The organism is Streptomyces sp. NPDC059906, assembly GCF_042730645.1.
Taxonomy (GTDB): domain Bacteria; phylum Actinomycetota; class Actinomycetes; order Streptomycetales; family Streptomycetaceae; genus Streptomyces; species Streptomyces rubrogriseus.
The window spans coordinates 244133-264901 of record NZ_JBHWKU010000008.1 but is presented as its reverse complement, the minus strand read 5'-3'; the positions used below and the strand labels follow the sequence as shown (position 1 = coordinate 264901).

General features: G+C 72.3%; 16 protein-coding genes. 12 read left to right on the top strand and 4 right to left on the bottom strand.

The annotated features are described in order from the left end of the window. The first annotated feature begins 178 nt into the window (after positions 1-178). The 4 genes from ACFV9J_RS15890 (at position 179) to ACFV9J_RS15875 (ending at position 6940) form a co-directional block, all read left to right on the top strand. Positions 179-1261, top strand: a complete 1083-nt coding sequence (locus ACFV9J_RS15890; RefSeq protein WP_385354489.1) for a DUF1996 domain-containing protein — start codon at positions 179-181, stop codon at positions 1259-1261. A gap of 95 nt (positions 1262-1356) precedes the next feature. Further along, the gene (locus tag ACFV9J_RS15885) at positions 1357-3144 is read left to right on the top strand and encodes a discoidin domain-containing protein (protein ID WP_385354487.1); all 1788 of its coding nucleotides are present in this window, start codon (positions 1357-1359) and stop codon (positions 3142-3144) included. 31 nt (positions 3145-3175) lie between these two features. Next, positions 3176-5752, top strand: a complete 2577-nt coding sequence (locus ACFV9J_RS15880; RefSeq protein WP_385354485.1) for a glycoside hydrolase family 3 C-terminal domain-containing protein — start codon at positions 3176-3178, stop codon at positions 5750-5752. Positions 5753-5899: 147 nt separating this feature from the next. Continuing rightward, positions 5900-6940: a LacI family DNA-binding transcriptional regulator gene (locus ACFV9J_RS15875; protein ID WP_385354483.1), complete on the top strand. Its 1041-nt coding sequence runs from the start codon at positions 5900-5902 to the stop codon at positions 6938-6940. 10 nt (positions 6941-6950) lie between these two features. On the opposite strand, the gene ACFV9J_RS15870 is transcribed toward ACFV9J_RS15875, so the two are convergent. Beyond that, positions 6951-7604, bottom strand: a complete 654-nt coding sequence (locus ACFV9J_RS15870) for a TetR/AcrR family transcriptional regulator (RefSeq protein WP_385354481.1) — start codon at positions 7602-7604, stop codon at positions 6951-6953. A gap of 142 nt (positions 7605-7746) precedes the next feature. Then, positions 7747-9072, bottom strand: coding sequence for an ROK family protein (locus ACFV9J_RS15865; RefSeq protein ID WP_385354479.1), 1326 nt, complete (start codon positions 9070-9072; stop codon positions 7747-7749). 176 nt (positions 9073-9248) lie between these two features. Between ACFV9J_RS15865 and ACFV9J_RS15860 the strand changes: the two genes are divergently transcribed. The 4 genes from ACFV9J_RS15860 (at position 9249) to ACFV9J_RS15845 (ending at position 13917) form a co-directional block, all read left to right on the top strand. Next, positions 9249-10565, top strand: a complete 1317-nt coding sequence (locus ACFV9J_RS15860) for an ABC transporter substrate-binding protein (protein ID WP_385354477.1) — start codon at positions 9249-9251, stop codon at positions 10563-10565. 61 nt (positions 10566-10626) lie between these two features. Further along, positions 10627-11664 (top strand): carbohydrate ABC transporter permease, encoded by a 1038-nt coding sequence (locus ACFV9J_RS15855; protein WP_385354475.1) that lies wholly within the window; start codon positions 10627-10629, stop codon positions 11662-11664. Positions 11665-11671: 7 nt separating this feature from the next. After that, positions 11672-12511 (top strand): carbohydrate ABC transporter permease, encoded by an 840-nt coding sequence (locus tag ACFV9J_RS15850; RefSeq protein ID WP_003972375.1) that lies wholly within the window; start codon positions 11672-11674, stop codon positions 12509-12511. Between the two features lie 47 nt (positions 12512-12558). Further along, positions 12559-13917 carry a GH1 family beta-glucosidase gene (locus ACFV9J_RS15845; protein ID WP_385354473.1) on the top strand — a complete coding sequence of 453 codons (1359 nt, stop codon included), beginning with the start codon at positions 12559-12561 and terminating at the stop codon, positions 13915-13917. A 76-nt stretch (positions 13918-13993) separates the two neighbouring features. Here ACFV9J_RS15845 and ACFV9J_RS15840 read toward each other — a convergent pair whose 3' ends face one another. Then, a complete protein-coding gene (locus tag ACFV9J_RS15840) occupies positions 13994-14812 on the bottom strand; it encodes an SAM-dependent methyltransferase (RefSeq protein ID WP_385354471.1) in 819 nt (272 codons plus the stop codon). A 160-nt stretch (positions 14813-14972) separates the two neighbouring features. Between ACFV9J_RS15840 and ACFV9J_RS15835 the strand changes: the two genes are divergently transcribed. The 4 genes from ACFV9J_RS15835 (at position 14973) to ACFV9J_RS15820 (ending at position 20155) form a co-directional block, all read left to right on the top strand. Continuing rightward, the gene (locus tag ACFV9J_RS15835; RefSeq protein ID WP_385354469.1) at positions 14973-15758 is read left to right on the top strand and encodes an SAM-dependent methyltransferase; all 786 of its coding nucleotides are present in this window, start codon (positions 14973-14975) and stop codon (positions 15756-15758) included. A 129-nt stretch (positions 15759-15887) separates the two neighbouring features. Beyond that, positions 15888-17546 (top strand): phosphodiester glycosidase family protein, encoded by a 1659-nt coding sequence (locus ACFV9J_RS15830; protein ID WP_385354467.1) that lies wholly within the window; start codon positions 15888-15890, stop codon positions 17544-17546. Between the two features lie 83 nt (positions 17547-17629). Then, positions 17630-18658, top strand: coding sequence for an alpha/beta hydrolase (locus ACFV9J_RS15825; RefSeq protein ID WP_385354465.1), 1029 nt, complete (start codon positions 17630-17632; stop codon positions 18656-18658). Positions 18659-18799: 141 nt separating this feature from the next. Next, the gene (locus ACFV9J_RS15820; RefSeq protein WP_385354463.1) at positions 18800-20155 is read left to right on the top strand and encodes a M64 family metallopeptidase; all 1356 of its coding nucleotides are present in this window, start codon (positions 18800-18802) and stop codon (positions 20153-20155) included. Between the two features lie 16 nt (positions 20156-20171). Here ACFV9J_RS15820 and ACFV9J_RS15815 read toward each other — a convergent pair whose 3' ends face one another. Continuing rightward, complete coding sequence (locus ACFV9J_RS15815) at positions 20172-20732, bottom strand: pyridoxamine 5'-phosphate oxidase family protein (RefSeq protein WP_385354519.1); 561 nt, start codon at positions 20730-20732, stop codon at positions 20172-20174. Positions 20733-20769 lie beyond the last annotated feature (37 nt).

Sequence of the window (20769 nt, the reverse complement as noted above, 5' to 3'; positions counted from 1 at the left end):
CACGTCAAGAGTTGCGACCGTTTCTTGTGTGCTGTGTTCAACAAGTGGGGACGCGGGGCGCGTTGGTCCACCCGCCGCCGCTTCCGTCCAAGCCCTTGACACCCTTCCCCGTGCCCTCAACACTCCGACGTGGGAGAGCGCTCTCCGAGAATTTCCCCGACCTTCTCAGGAGGTCTCCATGCCACGGAGATCGAAAGTTCTGTCCGGCACCCTCGTCGCGAGCGCGTTACTGCTGACCTCGATCGGCATCGGCTCGGTCGCCGCCAACGCGGACACGTCCGCCGCGTCCGCCCCGGCCCGAGCCGCGCACGCGGGGCACACCATGGCGGTCTCGACCGCCGCCTCGCCCGAGGACCCGGACGGCGACGGCTACATCCCCGCCAACCCGCCGGTCACCGGTGTCACCCCGTCCACGAAGGAGCCGCCGCACCGCTACTTCCACGAGTTCCAGGCCAACTGCGGGGTCAGCCACACGGCGCCCGACGATCCGATCGTCTACGCCCAGCAGCCGGGGAAGTCCCACGACCACACCTTCATGGGCAACACGACGACCAACGCGTACAGCACCACCGCCTCCCTCGACGCCGGGTCCACCACCTGTCTGGCGCCCGGCGACCGCTCGGGCTACTGGATGCCGACCATGTACGACGGTGACCGTCCGGTGCTCCCGGTCGGCCCGCAGACCATCTACTACAAGGCCGGCGTCACCGACTACACCAGCGTGCGTCCCTTCCCGAAGGGCCTGCGCTACGTCGTCGCCAGCCCGATGCAGAGCGCGCAGGAGTTCCGCGACCACCCCGGCTTCGTCGAGGGCTGGGAGTGCGGCGACAGCTTCTTCAACGTCGACTTCCCCACCGACTGCCCCGAACGCCAGGACGTCCAGGTCAACATCCGTTTCCAGGCGCCCAGTTGCTGGGACGGCAGGAACCTGGACACGCCGGACCACAAGAGCCACATGGCGTATCCGGTGGTCAACCCCGGGACCAACAACAACATCTGCCCTGCCGACCACCCGGTCGCCCTGCCGATGATCGAGTTCAAGATGGCCTTCCCGGTCAACGGCGACCTCTCCCGGGTACGGCTGGCCAGTGGCGCGAGCTACTCGTTCCACTACGACTTCTTCAACGCCTGGGACGAGGCGACCCTGGACGCCATGGTCGGCCACTGCATCGTCGGCGGGCTGCAGTGCGACGCGCGCGGGTACGACCAGACCCACCCGGAGGCCGGAGCGGCGCTCAACGAGGACTACGAGCTGCCCTGACCGCCCCTCGGCCCCTGAGACCGGCCCGGCCGTCCCCGCCCCCGCCACGGCCGGGCCGCCCCCCCCCATACCCCGCAGACCGGAGACACATCCCGATGAGCCGACCCCGCACCCCCACCAGCAGATTCACCCCCGCCCGCAGACTCACCCCCGCCCGCAGACTCACCGCCCCCCTCACGGCCGGCCTGCTCACGCTCGGTGCGCTCACCGCGCTGCCCGCCGCGCAGGCGCACGCCGCCGGCAGCGTCGTGAAGGTCACCGGCAGCCAGGGCAACTGGCAACTGACCGTCGACGGCAGCCCGTACACGGTCAAGGGCCTCACCTGGGGGCCGTCCCCCGCCGACGCCGACCGGTACATGCCCGACCTGGCGTCCATGGGCGTCAACACCATCCGCACCTGGGGCACCGACGCGAGCAGCCGCCCCCTCCTCGACTCCGCCGCCGCCCACGGAGTCAAGGTCGTCGCCGGCTTCTGGCTCCAGCCCGGCGGCGGCCCGGGCAGCGGCGGCTGCGTCAACTACCTCACCGACACCGCGTACAAGGACCAGATGCTGGCCGAGTTCCCGCGCTGGGTCCAGGAGTACAAGGACCACCCCGGCGTCCTGATGTGGAACGTCGGCAACGAGTCGGTGCTCGGCCTGCAGAACTGCTACAGCGGCGACGAGCTGGAGCGCCAGCGCGACGCCTACACCACCTTCGTCAACGACGTCGCCAAGAAGATCCACGCCGTCGACCCGAACCACCCGGTGACCTCCACCGACGCCTGGGTCGGCGCCTGGCCCTACTACCAGAAGAACGCCCCCGACCTGGACCTGTACGCCGTCAACTCCTACGACGCCGTGTGCGACGTGCGCTCCGCCTGGGAACAGGGCGGCTACACCAAGCCGTACATCGTCACCGAGTCCGGGCCGGCCGGCGAGTGGGAGGTGCCGGACGACGCCAACGGCGTACCGAAGGAACCCACCGACCAGGCCAAGGCGCAGGGCTACACCGACGCCTGGAACTGCGTCACCGGGCACCGCGGAGTCGCCCTGGGCGCGACCCTGTTCCACTACGGCACCGAGTACGACTTCGGCGGCATCTGGTTCAACCTGCTGCCCGCGGGCCAGAAGCGGCTGTCGTACTACGCCGTGAAGCGGGCCTACGGCGGCGACACCTCGCGCGACAACACCCCGCCGGTGGTGAGCGGCTTCGGCGTCGAGGGCGACGCGGGCAAGGTGCAGGCCGGCAAGGACCTGGTCCTCACGGTGCGCGCCACCGATCCGGACGGCGACCCGATCGGGTACGAAGTACTGGCCAACAGCAACTACATCGACCAGAGCAAGCAGTTGACCCCCCTGCCCGTCACCGATCTCGGCGGTGGACGCCTCAAAGTCACCGCCCCCGAGCGGCCCGGCGTCTGGAAGCTGTACGTCAAGGCCACCGACGGCAAGGGCAACGTCGGCGTCGAGACCCTCTCGGCGCGGGTCGTGCCGCCCGCCGTCGACGGTACGAACGTCGCCCTCGGCAAACCGGCCACCGCGTCCTCCTTCCAGCCGAGCTACGGCGACTGCCCCTGCACCGCCGCCAACGCCGTGGACGGGAACCCGGACACCCGGTGGGCCAGCGACTGGAGCGACCCGCAGTGGCTCCAGGTGGACCTCGGCACCCGCACCGGCTTCCGGCACGTCCAGCTGTACTGGGAGGCCTCCTACGCCAAGGCCTACACCGTCCAGACCTCGGACGACGGGCAGAACTGGCGGACCGTGTCCACGGTGACCGACGGCAACGGCGGCGTCGACACCCTCGACGTGTCCGGCACCGGCCGCTACGTACGCGTCAACGGCACCGCACGCGGCACGGGTTACGGCTACTCGCTGTACGAGTTCGGCGTCTACGCCTGACGCCGGGGACGAGGGGAAGGGGGAGACCCGGGTGGGGACGAGTGACGAAGAGATCGACCGGCTGCTCGGCAAACTGACACCACGCGCCCGCGCACTGCTGCTGAACGGCGCCACGACCTGGCGCACGAGGGCGGAAGCGGCGGTGGGGCTCCGGGAGTTGGTGATGTCGGACGGTCCGGCGGGCGTACGGGGCGAGGCCTGGGACGAGCGGAGCACCTCTCTCCTGCTGCCCTCCGCCTCGGCGCTCGCCGCCACCTGGGACGAGGCGCTGGTCGAAGACCTCGGCGGCCTGCTCGCCGCCGAGGCCCGGCGCAAGGGCGTGGACGTCCTCCTCGCCCCGACCCTCAACCTGCACCGCAGCCCGCTGGGCGGCCGGCACTTCGAGTGCCTCTCCGAGGACCCCGAGCTGACCGGCCGGATCGGCGCCGCGCTGGTCCGCGGGATCCAGGCGCACGGCGTGGCCGCCACCGCCAAGCACTACGTGGCCAACGACTCCGAGACCGACCGCCTCACCGTCGACGTGCGGTTGGGTGAACGGGCGCTGCGGGAGGTCTACCTCGCCCCCTTCGAGGCGGCGGTGACCGCCGGGGTCCGGCTCGTCATGGCGGGGTACAACGCGGTCAACGGCACCACGATGACCGCGAACGCCCTGCTCACCGACCCGCTGAAGCGCGAGTGGGGCTTCGACGGCGTCGTCGTCTCCGACTGGGGCGCGGTGCGCGGCACGACCGACACCGCCCGCGCCGGTCTCGACCTCGCCATGCCGGGCCCCGACGGCCCCTGGGGCGAGGCGCTGGCCCGCGCGGTGGCCGAGGGCGCGGTGCCCGAGCCGGCCGTCGACGACAAGGCACGGCGCCTGCTGCGACTCGCGGCGTGGCTGGGCGCGCTGGGCGGGCGCGACGCGTCCCGGTCGCCGGTCCCGGGCGGGCCGGCCGACTCGCCGGGTGTGGACGGTGCGGCGGGCCCGGATCCGTGGCCCGGGGCGGAGGGCCGCACGGACCGGGGCCCGGGCCCGGCGCACGGTGCGGAGTCGTCGGCGCCGGGTCCGCGGCGTGCCGGGGACGGGCGGGCGCTGGCCCGTCGCGCCGTCGCAGCCGGTGCCGTGCTGCTGGCCAACAGGGACGTCCTGCCACTGGACCCCGAGCGCCTCGGGACGGTCGCCGTGATCGGTGCGCACGCCGCGCGGACCCGTATTCAGGGCGGCGGCAGCGCGGGGGTCTTCCCGCAGGACGAGGTGTCCGTCCTCGACGGCATCCGGGCCGAACTGCGCGGCCGGGCCCGCGTCGTGCACGTCCCGGGCCCCCGGCCGGACGGCCCCGCGCCTCCACTGGACCCGGACACCTGCACCGACCCGCGTTCGGGGCTGCCCGGCGTCCTGCTGCGGATGCTCGACGCGGACGGCCGCGAGCTGTACGCCGAACGGCGCCGCGGCGGGCGCCTGCTGGAGCCCCGCCTGGTGCCGGGCGCGCACACCGTCGAGATCCGCGCGCGGCTGTGTCCCCGCACCGGCGGCTCCTGGTCCCTGGGCGTGGCCGGGTTCGGCCGGATGAGCCTGACGAGGGACGGACGCACCCTGCTGGAGGGGGACTTCCCGCCGTCCACCGACGATCCGGCGGTGGTGCACGTCAACCCGCCCGCCCGGTACGCCACCGCCGACCTCACCGCCGGCCGGGACACCCTGCTGGTGGCCCGGCGCGAGCTGGCACCCGGCACCGGCCGGGCGACCGTCCTCGTCGCGGCCCCGCCCGCCCCGGACGTGACCGCGTCGCTCGCCGAGGCCGCCCGCGCGGCCGGTGCGGCGGACGCCGCGGTCGTGGTCGTCGGCACCACCGAACACGGGGAGTCGGAGGGCTACGACCGTACGGGTCTGGCGCTCGGCGCCACCCAGGACGCGCTGGTCCGCGCCGTCGCGGCCGCCAACCCGCGCACCGTCGCCGTCGTCAACAGCGGCGGCCCGGTGGAACTGCCGTGGCGGGAGCAGGCGGGCGCGGTGCTGCTGGCCTGGTTCCCCGGACAGGAGGGCGGCGGTGGACTGGCCGACGTGCTCTTCGGACACGCCGAGCCGGGCGGACGACTGCCCACCACCTGGCCGGCCGTCCTCGCCGACGCCCCGGTCACCCGCACCCGCCCCGACGGCGGCCGCCTCGACTACGACGAGGGCCTGCACCTCGGTCACCGGGGCTGGCTCCGCCACCACCGCACGCCCGCCTACTGGTTCGGACACGGCCTCGGCTACACGACGTGGCGGTACGAGGAGCTGACCGTCCCGCCGGCGACCCGGGCGGGCGACGACCTCACCGTGCGCGTGCGGGTGCGCAACACCGGTGCGCGAGCGGGCCGGGAGGTCGTCCAGGTGTACCTGGCCCGGCCCGCGTCGGCCCTCGACCGTCCCGCGCGGTGGCTGGCCGGGTACGCGGCGGTGCGGGCGCGCCCGGGGGAGACGGTGACGGCGACGGTGCGCGTCCCGGCGCGGGCCCTGCGCCACTGGTCGGTGGCGGAGCACGCCTGGCGTACGGAGGCGGGGCCCTGCCTGGTGCTGGCCGGGCGGTCGGCGGGGGACGTGCCGCTGGCGGCGGAGGTGGAGGTGGTGCCTGCGGCTTCCGCGTGAGGGCGGCGGACGGGGGCGAGGCGGGCAGAGCGCGGCGGGCAGGAGCGGCGGGGCAGGAGCGGCGGACAGAAGCGGCGGGCAGGGGCGGCGGACAGAGCGCGGAGAGCGCTCTACCGTGCGCCGGACCCCGCCGGTTAGGGTGCGGGCATGAGCAGACAGGCCCCGACCCTGGAGGACGTGGCCCGGGAGGCCGGTGTCTCCCGGGCCACCGTCTCACGGGTGGTCAACGGCGTCCGCAACGTGGACCCGGCCATCCAGGACCTGGTCCGCCGGGCCATCGAACGGACCGGGTACGCGCCCAACCAGGCCGCCAGACAGCTGGTGACCCGGCGCACGACCACCGTCGCGCTGGTCGTCTCGGGCGCGGGCGACGCCACGGACACGGAGCAGAACGCGTTCGCCACGCGGGTCTTCGCCGACCCGTTCTTCGGCCGCGTCGTGGGCGGCGTGGTCGGGCATCTGCGGCCCCGCAGGATGCATCCGGTGCTGATGTTCGCCGAGACGCCCGAGGCCCGGCAGGAGGTCGTGGCCTACCTCAGGCAGGGCGGCGCGGACGGTGCGCTGGTGGTGTCCACGCACCCCGACGACCCGCTGCCCGCGCTGCTCGCCGGAGCCGGACTTCCGGCGGTGCTGTTCGCCCGTCCGGGCCGCCCCGTGCCGCTCAGCTACGTCGACCTGGCCCACCGCGACGGCGGCCGGCTCGCCGCCGAGCACCTGCTGGAGCGGGGGTGCCGCCGGATAGCCACCGTCGCGGGCCCGCTGGCGGTCGCGGCCAGCCAGGAGCGCCTGGCAGGCTTCCGCGACACCCTGGCCCGGCACGGGCACCCGTACGTGCCGGTGGCCGAGGGCGGCTTCACGGTGGACAGCGGCATGGCCGCGATGACGTCACTGCTCGCCGAACACCCGGACGCCGACGGCGTGTTCACCGCCAACGACCTGATGGCCCAGGGCGCCGTCCAGGTGCTGCGCGACCACGGGCGCCGGGTGCCGCAGGACGTAGCGGTCGTCGGCTTCGACGACTCCAGTGTGGCCGTCACCTGCCGTCCCCGGCTGACCACCGTACGGCAGCCCGTGGAGGAGATGGCGGCCACGATGGCACGCCTCCTCGACGACCACATCAAGGGCGCGCGCGGCGAGCCCACGTCGGTGATCTTCGACCCGGAGCTGGTGGTGCGGGAGTCGGCGTAGGCGGCCCGGGTCAGGGGATCGCGGCCTCGATGTGGGCGAGGTGGGCGGCGAGGATCTCCTCGAAGGCGGCGCCGCGGTCCGCGCCCAGCGGGCGGATCTCCCGGGCGAAATGGGCCAGGGCCGGGAAGCGCTCGGGATCGGCGCCCAGCACCGCGACCCGGAACTGCTCCATGCCCTGCTCGTGCTCCTGGGCACCGACGGCGCCGAATCCGCCCTCGGCGGTGATCAGCGAGGAGATCAGGATCACGAGCCGGTGGTAGCGCGCCGGGATCTCGTCGTCGGGCAGGCCCGAGGCGCGCAGGGCCCGCAGCACCTCTTCCATCATCAGCCGGGAGCCCGTGCCGCCCGACCCGTGGCGCCCCCAGACCGCGGCGAGCTGCGGCTGCCGCCCGAAGGACTCCCGCAGACGCAGGGCCACGGCGGTGAGGCGCTGCTTCCAGTCGCCCTCGGGCCGGTAGCCGTCCATGGCGGACAGCAGGCTCCGGTCGGCGACCGCGCGCAGCAGTTCGGTCTTGTTGCGGAAGTGCCGGTAGAGGCTGGAGGAGTCGGTCCCCAGCGCCGCGGCGAGCTTGCGCACGCTGAACGTCTCGGCGTCGCCCGCGAGCAGCAGCTCCGCCGCCGCGTCCAGGATCTGCTCGGTCGACCAGCGCCTTCGGCCTGCCATCTCGTCGTTCTCCTTGTCGCCATCGTCGCCATCGTCGCCATCGGCCGCCTCCGGGTCGCTCCCGGGTCACTCCCCGGCCCGCCCCTCCCGGTCGGTCAGCCTAGTCCACGCACCTGCCGCTGCACGCGCCGCGCGCACGCCCTCATCCGCCGCCCCGCTGCCCCGCCAGCCTCCCCCCGAGAGCCGCCCGCCACGCCGGGGCCGGAGCGGGGGAGTCGACCGGCGGACGCCGGCCGCCGCGGGCGAAGAACGCCGCCAGGGGCAGGATCGCGGCGCCCACCGTCACCGCGTCGGGTCCGAGGCGGCCCAGCGCGATGCCCACCCGTCCGGCGGGGTGCCGCAGGGCGTGGGCGAGCGTGTGGGTCCGTACGGACTCCAGGAAGGCCGGGCCCAGTTGGAGTCCGGCCCAGCCGCCCACCAGGACCCGCTCGGGCTGGAAGAGGTTGACCAGGTCGGCCAGCCCCGCGCCCAGGTACTCGGCGGTCTCCGCGAGCACCCGCGACGCCACCGGGTCCGGTTCGCCCCCGTCCCCCGGCCCGGCCGCGGACAGCATGGCGGTCAGCGCCGCCTCCTCGTCGACGCCGGACGGCGGCTGTCCGCCCGCCTCCCGCCACCGCGCGAGCAGCGCCTCCGCCCCGGCGTACGCCTCCAGGCAGCCCCGTGCGCCGCACCGGCAGCGGCGCCCGCGCACCCGTACCGTCAGGTGCCCCCACTCCACCGCACGTCCCTGCTCGACCTCGTCGGTGACCACGCACGCGCCGACCCCGGAGCCGAAGAGCACGACCACGGCGTTGCGCGCACCGCGTCCGCCGCCGAACCACATCTCGGCCTGCCCCAGCGTCCTGGCGCCGTTCTCGATGAACAGCGGTACGTGCGCGGGCAGTCGGCCCGAGTCGCGCAGCAGCGCCTCCAGCGGGACCGCGTCCCAGCCGACGGTCTGGCCGTGCACCAGGGTGCCGCCGGTCGTGCGCTCGACGATGCCGGGGACACCGATGCCGACCCCCAGCAGCTCACCGCGGCCCTGCGCCCGGCCGTCGGCGCGGTCGGCGCCGAGCACCTGAGCGACCCCGTCGAGGATGTGCCCGGCGACGACACCGACGTCGTAGGAGCGCGACCCGTGTCCGGGCAGCACGCGCTCGGTCCGGGCGAGTTCGGACATCGACAGGTCGAAGAGCTCCACGCGTACGCGGGTCTCGCCGACGTCGACCCCGACGAGGCGCCCCCGGTCCGCCGCGACGCGGACCAGGGTGCGCGGCCGGCCGCCGTCCGCGCCGAGGGTGCCCGCCTCCTCCACGAGTCCGTCGGCCATCAGCTCGGCGACCACGTTGCTGACGGATCCCGAACTCAGGCCGGCCGCCGAGCCCAGTGCGAGCCGGCTCATCGGCCCGTCGAAATACAACCGTTGCAGAACGGTGCTGCGGCTCTCCCGCCGCAGGTCACGGACCGTGCGCCCGCCGTGCCTGGCCATCCGGCCCCTTCCTTTTCTGCTCCCGCGCGCCCCTCGAACGTGCGCGAGACCTTGACGAGTCTTTCTCTCGGGGTTTAACTCACGTCCTAAATTAAGCCATGAGGGGCTTCGGAAGGGAAACAGCCGAAGCCGCCGTCGGGACTTCCCGACCGACTCCCGGAAGGAACCCAGGAGCCATGCGCAGCATCCGAGCCGCGGCCGTAGGCGCCGTCACCATGTCTCTCGCACTCGCCGCCACGGCCTGCGGAGGGGGCTCCTCCTCGGGCGGCGGATCCAACGACTCGCCGAAGGAACTCACCTACTGGGCCTCCAACCAGGGCGCCAGCATCGAGGTCGACAAGAAGGTCCTCCAGCCCGAACTCGACAAGTTCGAGAAGGAGACGGGCATCAAGGTGAAGCTGGAGGTCGTGCCCTGGTCCGACCTGCTGAACCGGATCCTCACCGCCACCACCTCGGGACAGGGCCCCGACGTCCTGAACATCGGCAACACCTGGAGCGCCTCCCTCCAGGCCACCGGCGCCCTGCTGCCCTGGGACGCCAAGAACTTCGAGAAGATCGGCGGCAGGGACCGCTTCGTCGACTCCGCGCTCGGCTCCACCGGCGTCGAGGGCCAGGACCCGGCCGCGGTCCCGCTGTACTCGATGGCCTACGCGCTCTACTACAACAAGCAGATGTTCGCCGACGCTGGCATCACCAAGCCCCCGGCCACCTGGGACGAGCTGGTGGCGACCGGCAAGAAGATCTCCAAGGACGGCAAGTGGGGCCTGGGCGCCGAGGGCTCCAACCTGTCCAACAACATCCACCAGGTCTTCGTCCTGGCCAAGCAGCACGGCGCCGACTTCTTCACCGCCGACGGCAAGCCCGACTTCACCTCCGACGGCGCCGTCGCGGCCGTCAAGCAGTACGTCGACCTGATGGCCGTGGACAAGGTCATCGCGCCCGGCAACGCCGAGTACGCGCAGAACCAGTCCCTCAGCGACTTCGCCAAGGGCAAGACCGCGATGGTGCTGTGGCAGACCGCCTCCGCCACCTTCAAGACCATGGGCATGGAGGAGGACGAGTGGGGCATCGCCCCCGCCCCCGTCCCGTCCGGCACCCCCGGCGCCGGCAAGGCCATCAACTCCATGGTCGCCGGTATCAACATGGCCGTCTTCAAGAACAGCGACAACCTCGACGGCGCCACCAAGTTCGTGAAGTTCATGACCAGCGACGCCGAGCAGAAGCTCCTCAACAAGGCGTACGGCTCCATCCCGCCGGTCAAGGCCGCCCAGTCCGACCCGGCGTTCAACACCCAGGGCACCACCGTCCTGCGCGAGACCCTCGCCACCAGCGCCGCGGCCCTGCCCCAGGTGCCCGACGAGTCGCAGTTCGAGACCGCGGTCGGCACCGCCGTCAAGGAGCTGTTCGCCGACGCCGCGAACGGACGCGAGGTGACCACCGAGTCCGTCAAAGAGAAGCTCGCCAAGGCACAGCAGCAGATGCCCAACAAGTGAGCGCCCCGACCTTCGACTTCGAACCGGCCCCACCGACTCCGACACGGACACGGACCTCGCCATGACCACCACGACCGCCTCGGCGCAGCCCGGCGAGCGGACGGTCGGCAAGAGCTCCCCCGGGACGGCGCGCGGACCCCGCCGCCGCCCCGGGCGGATCCGCCGCATCGGCCTGCCCTACCTGCTGCTCCTGCCGGCCCTGCTCCTCGAACTCCTCGTCCACCTGGTGCCGATGGTCATCGGCATCGTGATGAGCTTCAAGGAACTCACCCAGTTCTACATCCGCGACTGGACCACCGCCCCGTGGACCGGCCTCGACAACTTCACCATGTCGGTGGACTTCGACGCGCCCGTCGGCGAGGCGCTGCTCCACTCCTTCCTCGTCACCTGCGCCTTCACGATCCTCTCCGTCGGCCTGTGCTGGCTGATCGGCACCGCCGCCGCGATCTGCATGCAGGACGCCTTCCGCGGCCGTGGCCTGCTCCGCGCGATCTTCCTGGTGCCGTACGCCCTGCCGGTCTACGCGGCCGTCATCACCTGGGCGTTCATGTTCCAGCACGACAACGGCCTGGTGAACCACGTCCTGCACGACCAGTTGGGCCTCACCGACAAGCCCTCCTTCTGGCTGATCGGCGACAACAGCTTCGTCGCGCTGCTCGTCGTGTCGGTGTGGAAGGGCTGGCCGTTCGCCTTCCTCATCGTCATGGCCGGCCTGCAGAACATCCCCAAGGAGCTGTACGAGGCCGCCGCCCTGGACGGCGCCGGCGTCTGGCAGCAGATCCGCCGCATCACCCTGCCGTCGCTGCGTCCGGTCAACCAGGTCCTGGTCCTGGTGCTGTTCCTGTGGACGTTCAACGACTTCAACACGCCGTTCGTCCTGTTCGGCAAGGCGGCGCCGGAAGCCGCCGACCTGATCTCCATCCACATCTACCAGTCGTCCTTCGTCACCTGGAACTTCGGCGCCGGCTCCGCGATGTCGGTCCTGCTGCTGCTCTTCCTGCTGCTGGTGACGGGCGTGTACCTGTTCGTGACCTCCCGGGCCACGAGGACCCCACGGGCGCCGCGGAAGCACGAGGAAAGGAAGACGGCCGATGTCTAGGTCCCCGATGGCGGCGCCGCGCTCCTTCACCTGGACCCGCCGCGTCTTCCTCACCCTGCTCACCGGCTTCGTCCTGCTGCCGGTGTACGTCATGGTGTCCAGCTCGCTGAAGCCGCTCGAGGACGTCTCCAGCCAGTTCCACTGGCTGCCGAGCAACCTGACCATCCGCCCGTACATCGACATCTGGTCGACGGTCCCGCTGGCGAAGTACTTCGTGAACTCGCTGATCGTGGCGGGCGCGGCGACCGTCTGCTCCGTCGTGATCGCGGTCTTCGCCGCCTACGCCGTCAGCCGCTACGAGTTCCGCGGCAAGCGGGTCTTCTCGGTGACCGTCCTGTCGACGCAGATGTTCCCGGGCATCCTCTTCCTGCTGCCCCTGTTCCTGATCTACGTCAACATCGGCAACGCCACCGGCATCGCCCTGTTCGGCTCCCGCGGCGGCCTCATCCTCACCTATCTGACCTTCTCCCTGCCCTTCTCCATCTGGATGCTGATCGGGTACTTCGACTCGGTCCCCCGCGACCTGGACGAGGCGGCCCTCGTCGACGGCTGCGGGCCGCTGCGCGCCCTGTTCAAGGTCGTCGTGCCCGCCGCGATCCCCGGCATCGTCGCGGTCGCCGTCTACGCCTTCATGACCGCCTGGGGCGAAGTCCTCTTCGCATCCGTCATGACCAACGACGCCACCCGCACCCTCGCGGTCGGACTCCAGGGCTACTCCACGCAGAACGACGTCTACTGGAACCAGATCATGGCCGCCTCGCTGGTCGTGAGTGTGCCCGTGGTCGCGGGCTTCCTGCTCCTCCAGCGCTATCTCGTGGCGGGCCTGACGGCCGGAGCGGTGAAGTGACCGCCGCACCTCCGCGCCGCACCCTTCCCCAACCCGAAAGGACCTTCGTGACCATCGACTTCGCCGCACTCCCGGACGACTTCCTGTGGGGCACGGCCACATCGGCGTACCAGATCGAGGGAGCCGTGGCGGAGGACGGACGTTCGCCGTCGATCTGGGACACCTTCTCGCACACCCCCGGGAAGATCGACAACGGCGACCACGGCGACGTCGCCTGCGACCACTACCACCGCACCCACGAGGACATCGAGCTGATGCGGCGCCTCGGCACCAACGCCTACCGCCTCTCCGTCGCCTGGCCGCGCGTCCTGCCGGGCGGCGACGGCCCGGTCAACGCCAAGGGCCTGGCCTTCTACGACCGGCTCGTCGACGACCTGCTGGCGGCCGGCATCACGCCGTCCGTCACCCTCTACCACTGGGACCTGCCCCAGGTGCTCCAGGACCGGGGCGGCTGGCCGGAGCGGGCCACCGCCGAACACTTCGCCGCGTACGCCGCCGTCGTCGCCGAACGCCTCGGGGACCGCGTCGGCCACTGGGCCACCCTCAACGAGCCGCTGTGCTCGGCCTGGATCGGCCACCTGGAGGGCAAGATGGCCCCGGGCTGGACCGACCTCACGGCCGCCGTCCGCGCCTCCTACCACCTGCTCCTGGGGCACGGCCTGGCGATGGAGGCCATCCGCGCGGCGGCCCCGGACGCGCAGGTGGGCATCGTCAACAACCTCTCCACCATCCACGCCGCCACCGACCGGGAGGAGGACCTGGCCGCAGCCCGCCGCATGGACGGCCACACCAACCGCTGGTGGCTCGACCCGATCCACGGCCGCGGCTTCCCGGAGGACATGCGCGAGGTCTACGGCGTCGAACTCCCCGAACGGCCCGGCGACATGCGGCTCATCGGCGCCGAACTGGACTGGCTGGGCCTGAACTACTACTTCCCCCAGACCGTCGCCGCCGACCCCAGCGGCCCCGCCCCGCAGGTGCGCACCGTCCGCCGCGCCGGCGTCCCGCGCACCGGCATGGACTGGGAGATCGACGCCGGCGGCATCGAGGACCTGCTGCTGCGCCTGACCGAGGAGTACGGACCGCGCAAGCTGTACGTCACCGAGAACGGCTCCTCCTTCCCCGACGTGGTCCGCCCCGACGGCACCGTCGACGACCCCGAGCGCCAGGAGTACCTGACCGCCCACCTCGCGGCCTGCGCGTCCGCCGCCCGCCGGGGAGCCCCGCTGGCCGGGTACTTCGCGTGGTCGCTGCTGGACAACTTCGAGTGGGCGTACGGCTACGACAAGCGCTTCGGCCTGGTCCACGTCGACTACGCGACCCAGGTCCGCACGATCAAGGGCAGCGGACACCACTACGCGGACATCATCGGCCGGGCGCGCGGGAGGGAGCGCAAGGCCGCCTGAGACCCCGTGGTGGGTGCGGATGCGGGTGGAGCAGAGGGGGTGGCCGCCGGCGGGGCGGCCGGGCCGCCGCCGTGTGTCAGGCGTCCTTGCGTGCCACTCCGCCGTAGATGCCGATCGGCGGGGCGTCGGGGCGTCGCGTCTCCTCGGGGCGCCAGTCGGTGACCCGGACCAGCCCCGGCTCGACCATCGAGAAATCACCGAACAGGTCGAGGACCGCGGCGTGCGAACGCAGGTTGAGCGACGCGGTGGCCTTGTTGTAGACGGCCGCCGCGTCCTCACGCCGATCCTCGTGGACGTCGCCCGTCGCGTGCGACAGAACGAGGTAGGACCCGGCGGGCAGCGCGTCGCGCAGCGTGGCGACGATGCCCGCCGGGTCCTGCGCGTCGGCCACGAAGTGCACCACGGCGACCAGCAGCAGCGCCACCGGCCGGTCGAAGTCGATGACCGCGCGCACCTCGGGATGGTCGAGGATCGTGCGGGGGTCGCGCAGGTCGGCCAGGACGACGGCGGTGTCCGGGTCGTCCGCCAGGGCCCTCGAGTGGGTGGCGACGATGGGGTCGTTGTCGACGTACGCGACCCGGGTACCGGGAGCGAGGGACCGCGCGATCTGGTGCACGTTGGGTTCGGTGGGCAGGCCCGTGCCCACGTCGAGTATCTGGCGGACACCGCCCTCGCCCACCACGTGCCGCACCGCCCGGTGCATGAAGTGCCGGTTGGCGAGAACTCCCTCACGCACCTCGGGCGCCGCCTTCATGAACTGCTCGGCGGCCCTCTGGTCGACCTCGTAGTTGTCCTTCCCGCCGAGGAAGTAGTCGTACATCCGCGCGGGATGGGGCCTGCTCGTGTCGATCCGGTCGGGGTGGGCGGCGCTCTCGCCACTGCTCAGGGAGGTCATGCGGCCTGACTCCGTCCTCAACTCGTGGGCCGCCCAAGGTGCTGGAGTGATGAACACCTGGGTGCGCGCCGGTCGGAACATCATCTTGACACGAGAGCGGGCGCCGGTCCCGCTACGCTGACGACCCGACCATGCCGTTTCGCGTACGGAGGAGTGTCCTGTGACCGCCGGTGCCCCCAGACCTCACATCGACACGAGCAAGCCGCACCCGGCCCGCGTCTACGACTGGCTGCTGGGCGGCAAGGACAACTACCCCGTGGACCAGCGGGTCGGCGAGACCCTCCCCGCGGAGGCACGCGGCAACGCGGCCCGGAACCGGGCGTTCATGCACCGCGCGGCGGCCTGGCTGGCGAAGAACGGCGTCGACCAGTTCCTGGACATCGGCACCGGCATCCCCACCGAACCCAACCTGCACCAGATCGTGCAGGCGATCAGCCCGGCCGCCCGGATCGTCTACGCGGACAACGACCCGATCGTCCTCCGCCACGCGGAAGCACTGCTGACCAGCACCCCGGAGGGAGTCACCGACTTCCTCCACGCGGACGTACGGCAGCCCGCGACGATCCTCGAACGCGCCCGTGAGGCACTGGACTTCGACCGTCCGATCGCCCTTTCCCTGATCGCGCTCCTGCACTTCCTGCCGGACGACGAGGACCCCTACCGGGTCGTGAGCACCCTCGTGGACACCCTTCCCTCCGGCAGCTACCTGCTCCTGTCGCACGGCACCGCCGACCAGCACCCGGAGCTGAAGCAGGAGACCGAGTCCGCCTACAAGAAGGGGGCCATCCCGCTGCGGATGCGCACCCGGAGCGAGGTCGAGCCCTTCTTCTCCGGCCTCGAACTCGTCGAGCCCGGTCTGGTGTTCGCGACCGAGTGGTACCAGGAGGAACCGGCACCGGTGCGGGAACGCAGCGGCTTCTATGCGGGCGTGGCGCGCATCCCCTGACCGGGGCCGCGTGCGAACCGGACGAACTTCCGTCTTCCGGGGCGGCCTTGACGTGGGCGGGGACCGGTCGATACTTGTGCGCAGCATGGGTCGGTCGGTGTCCGTGGTCGGCGTGAGACGGGACGACAGATGAAGCAGAGGAAGAGGCGCCTGTGCGCCGCCACGGGTGCCGTTCTCGGCGCCCTCACCGCGTCGGCCGCGCTCCCACCGGCCGCCGCGGCATCCCCGCACCCCGGCGGGCACCCGCCGTCCGCCCGTCACGCCCTTCCCCTGGGCCCCGCCGACCTCCCCGAGCGCCGCACCACGACCACCCTCCAGCCGGGCGTCACCCTGACCCGCATCGTGCGCGGGAACGCCGACGACCCGGCACTCCACTGGACCGTCGAGGCGTCCATCCCCGGCGGCGACACCTCCCCGGACCCCGACGCGCCGCCGACGGCGCTCAAGGACCGGGCGAGCGCCGACGAACTGGCCGCCGAACTGCGGCGGGACGGCTTCGAAGCGAGGGTGGAGGAGGTGACGACACCCGCGACGGCCGACTACCGGGGTGGCACCCTCGGCTGGCGGGTCCGCATCGGCACCTTCGACTCGCAGACCGCCGCGACGGCCGAACGCACCCGTCTGAGAGCGGCCGGGTACTCGGGCTCCGCCGTCTACACCGGCTGGGACGGCGAGGCGACGGACCGGGGACCGTGGCACGTCGACGTACTCACCATCGACCCGCGCACGTTCCGCGGCGCCCTCGACGCGTCGTACGGCCCAGACCTGGAGAAGCGCGAGACGACCAGCGCGCTCTCGGCGTCGGCCGCCGCGACGGCCGCGGTCAACGCCGGCTTCTTCGTCCTCGACCCCAGGGCGGGCGCACCGGGCGACCCCGCCGGAGTGGGCGTGTACGACGGCCGCCTGCTGAGCGAACCGGTGGCCGGACGCCCGGCCCTGGTCGTCCACGACAACGGCCGCCGCACCGAGATCGCCCGCCTCACCTGGCAGGGCCGGATCGCCACCCGAGCCGCCTCCCTCCCCCTGAACGGGGTCAACCGCGTACCCGGCCTGATCAGGAACTGCGGCGGCAGCGCGGGCGACGCCCCGACGTCGCTCCCGCTGCACGACGTCACCTGCACCAACCCCGACGAGCTGGTCGCCTTCACCCCGGACTACGGCGCCCGCACCCCCGGGGGCGCAGGCATGGAAGCCGTGCTGGACGCCCACGAGCGGGTCGTGGAACTGCGCTCACCGCGCGGGGGAACGATCCCCCGGGGCGGCAGCTCGGTCCAGGCGACGGGCGAACGCGTCGCCGACCTGACCGCCCTGGCCCACGTGGGCGACCGCCTGCGGGTGAGCACGACGCTGCTGGACGACCGAGGTCGCCGGATGTCCACCTCGCCTCGTACCGACATCGTGAACGCGGGCCCCGAGCTGGTCCGCGACGGCCGTATCCACGTCACCCCCGCCACCGACGGCATGGTGCACCCCGGCGACCCGAGCTGGTACTACGGCTGGGTCCACAAGCGCAACCCGCGCACCCTGGCCGGGGTGGACGCCGCGGGGCGCACCGTCCTCGTCACCGCCGACGGACGCAGCACGGACTCCCTCGGGCTCAGCATCGGCGAGAGCGCGGAGGTCGCGAGATCACTCGGCCTGCGCGACGCCGTCAACCTGGACGGCGGCGGCTCGACGACGATGGTGGCCGACGGCGCCGTACTCAACTCCCCCTCGGACGCCGCGGGCGAACGCCCGATCGGCGACGCGCTGTTGATCCTGCCGCACCGGCACGACACCCGCCCCTGACCCGGTCCGCCACGACCGCCCGCCGGAGGCACAACGCGCCTCGCACCACGCACCACGCACAGCAACTCACCCAGGGAGCCGCCGTGTTCGCGAACGTGCCCACTGTCCTGACTCCGCTGCGAGCGAGACTCCTCCTGGTACTCGCCGTCCTGCTGGCCGTCCTGACGCCGACCGCTCCGGGGGCCCTGGCTGCCGGGAATCCGGAGACCGGCGCCACCCGCCCCGGTGCGGAGGTCGTCGCCGTCACCCGGGTCGCGGACCGGCAGGTCGACCTGTCGGTACGGTCGACGGCCCTGGGCGGCCGCACGGTCAAAGTCCGGCTCCTCACCCCCGACGGCTGGAACCCGCACGACCGACGCCACCGGCAGCACTGGCCCACGCTCTGGCTCCTGCACGGCTGCTGCGGCGACTACACGTCGTGGACGAGCATGACGGACGTGGCGGAGACGGACAGCCTGCGCGACGTCCTGGTCGTGATGCCCGAGGCGGGCTGGAACGGCTGGTACAGCGACTGGTGGAACCACGGGCAGGGCGGCGACCCGGCATGGGAGACGTTCCACACCAAGGAACTGCGCCACCTCCTGGAACACGACTGGGGCGCGGGCGGCGACCGCGTGGTCGCCGGCCTGTCCATGGGTGGCCAGGGCGCCCTGCTGTACGCCGCCCGGCACCCCGGGATGTTCAGGGCGACGGCCGCCTTCTCCGGCTCCGCCCACCCCCTCCTGAACGACGAGTCGGTCGACCGCCTCATGGGCTTCTTCGCCGGCCAGGACAACGACCCGCTCCGGGTCTGGGGCGACCCGGTCGCCCAACGCGGCATCTGGCAGGCCCACGACCCCTTCCACCTCGCCAAGCGGCTGAGGTCGATCCCGGTCTACCTCTCCTGCGGCGACGGCACCACCGGCCCCCTGGACGCACCGGGCGCCACGAGTGCCCTGGAGGCCGACTTCAACCGCCAGAACCACGCGCTCGCGGCCGAGCTGAAGCGCGTCGGCGCGCGGCACGTGACGACCCACTTCTACGGCCCGGGGACCCACGGCTGGGCCTACTGGGAGCGCGAGCTGCACGCGTCCCTGCCGATGCTGCTGGGCGCGCTGGGGGTCGACGACTGACCCGCACGACGCCGAGCAACTCCCGTATTCCGCACACCCCTTGCCAGAAGCTCCGGCCGCCCCCTAACTTAAGTGAACACTTAACTTCACTTAAGTGCGGCATTTACATCGCGGTTGCGTCCATCGGGTGGGGAGAGCTTCGTGCACACAGGCCTGCGCAGGTCGGCGGCGGCAACCGTCCTCGCCCTCTTTGTCTCCCTGACCGCGGTCGACGGCGCGGGCGCCGCCGACCCACCGCCGGCCGGCACCGGCCCGTACGTCGACGTCGAGTACTTCCCGGAGCCGGCCGGTGAGGGCGCACGTACCAGCGTCCCGGCCGACAGCCCGCACATACAGCCGGACGGGCCGACCGCTTCCGACCCCCGGGAACGCACCGCCGCCGCGTCCGGGGACGGCGAGGTCGTCCCGCTCGCCGAGACCGGCCCGACCGCCGACCGCCTCGACGTCACGATCATCGGCGACGGCTACACGGCCGCCGAGCAGGACGACTTCCTCGAGGACGCGCGTACGAAGTGGGACGAGGTCACCGACATCGACCCGTACAAGAGCTACGAGGGCCTCTTCAACGTCTGGGCCGTGAAGGCCGTCTCCGAGGACTCCGGTGTCACCGGCGACCCGACCCGGGACGTCGTCAGGAACACCGCGCTCGGCTCGTACTTCTGGTGCGGCGACACGGAGCGCCTGATCTGTGTCGACCTCGACAGGACGAAGACCTACGCGGACCGGGCACCGGCGACCGACCTGGTGATCGTGGTCTCCAACTCCGCCAAGTACGGCGGGGCCGGCTACTCCGGACTCGCGGCGGACTACGGCTACGACGGCGTCTCCACGCTCTCCTCCGACAACGACCGGTCCACCCTGATAGCCGCCCACGAGATGGCCCACTCCATAGGCCTCCTGGCGGACGAGTACCAGTACGAGGGCTACGGCGACTACCCCTACCCCGAGCCCGCCCATCCCAACGCCTCGACCCTGACGGCGGACGACATGGCGAGGCAGCGCACCAAGTGGGCGGCATGGCTGGGCGAGACCGACCCGAGCGGCGGCGTCGTCGGCACCTTCGAGGGCGCCGACTACTACGAGTACGGGGTGTACCGTCCCACGGAGAACTCCATCATGCGCTCCCTGAACACCGACCGCTTCAACCTCCCCGGCCGGGAGGCCATGATCGTCGGCTTCTACCGCTCGGCCAACGCCCTCACCCCGCTGCGGAACACGGCGACCCGGGCCACCCGCTTCACCCACCTCGCCGTGTCGCTCGCCGACTTGGGCCCCGGCACGGGCCTCTCCCGCCCGCAACTGCGCTGGTACGTCGACGGACGCGAGGCCAGGCACGCCCGGGGCAGGACCTCGGTTCTCCCGGCCGCCCTGGGCGTCCCGGCCGACCGGCGCACCCACAAGGTGACCGCCAAGGTGGTCGACACGACGACCGCCGTCCGCAGCCACGCCGTCCGGGACCTCACGTCCAACTCGGCGACCTGGGCGGTCGGCCGCTGACACACCGCGGCGCCGCTCAGAACCCCCACCGTGTATGGCTGTAGACCCCGTCGTCCCGGCCGAACCCGTACGCGGTGACCGGGGCCACCGCGAACAGCACCGCGTCCCCGCGCCGCATGGCGTCCCCGATGCCGTGGAAGGTGCCTTCGGCCGACGTGATGTGCGACCCGTACTTGGCCTCGTACGCCGCGATCACCTCCTCCAGCACCGTCGGATCACCTACCGGCTCCGCCTCGCCCTCGACCACGAGGTCGAACCCCTCGGTGAGCGAGTTTCCACCCGTGATCAGCGCGCAGTGCGCATCGTGCGCCAGGTTCCGGGCCTTCTGCTCACCCGGCCCGGTGGAGAAATACAGCACACCGTCGTGCCACGCCGCGATCACCGGCGTGACGTGCGGCCCGCCACCGGGCCGCACCGTGGTCACCCAGAAGATCTCGGCGGCCTCCAGACGCCGCCGGGCCTCGTCCCACTCGGTGGCGGTGACGTCCGCGGCGCCGGGACGGGGATGGAGTGCGGAGCTGTAGCGGGCGTCGAGCTCGGTCGTGGGCTGCTCGGCGGCAGGTCGTTGCACGGACATGGCGGACTCCTTGCTCTCTTGTCCGTAACGACTGCCG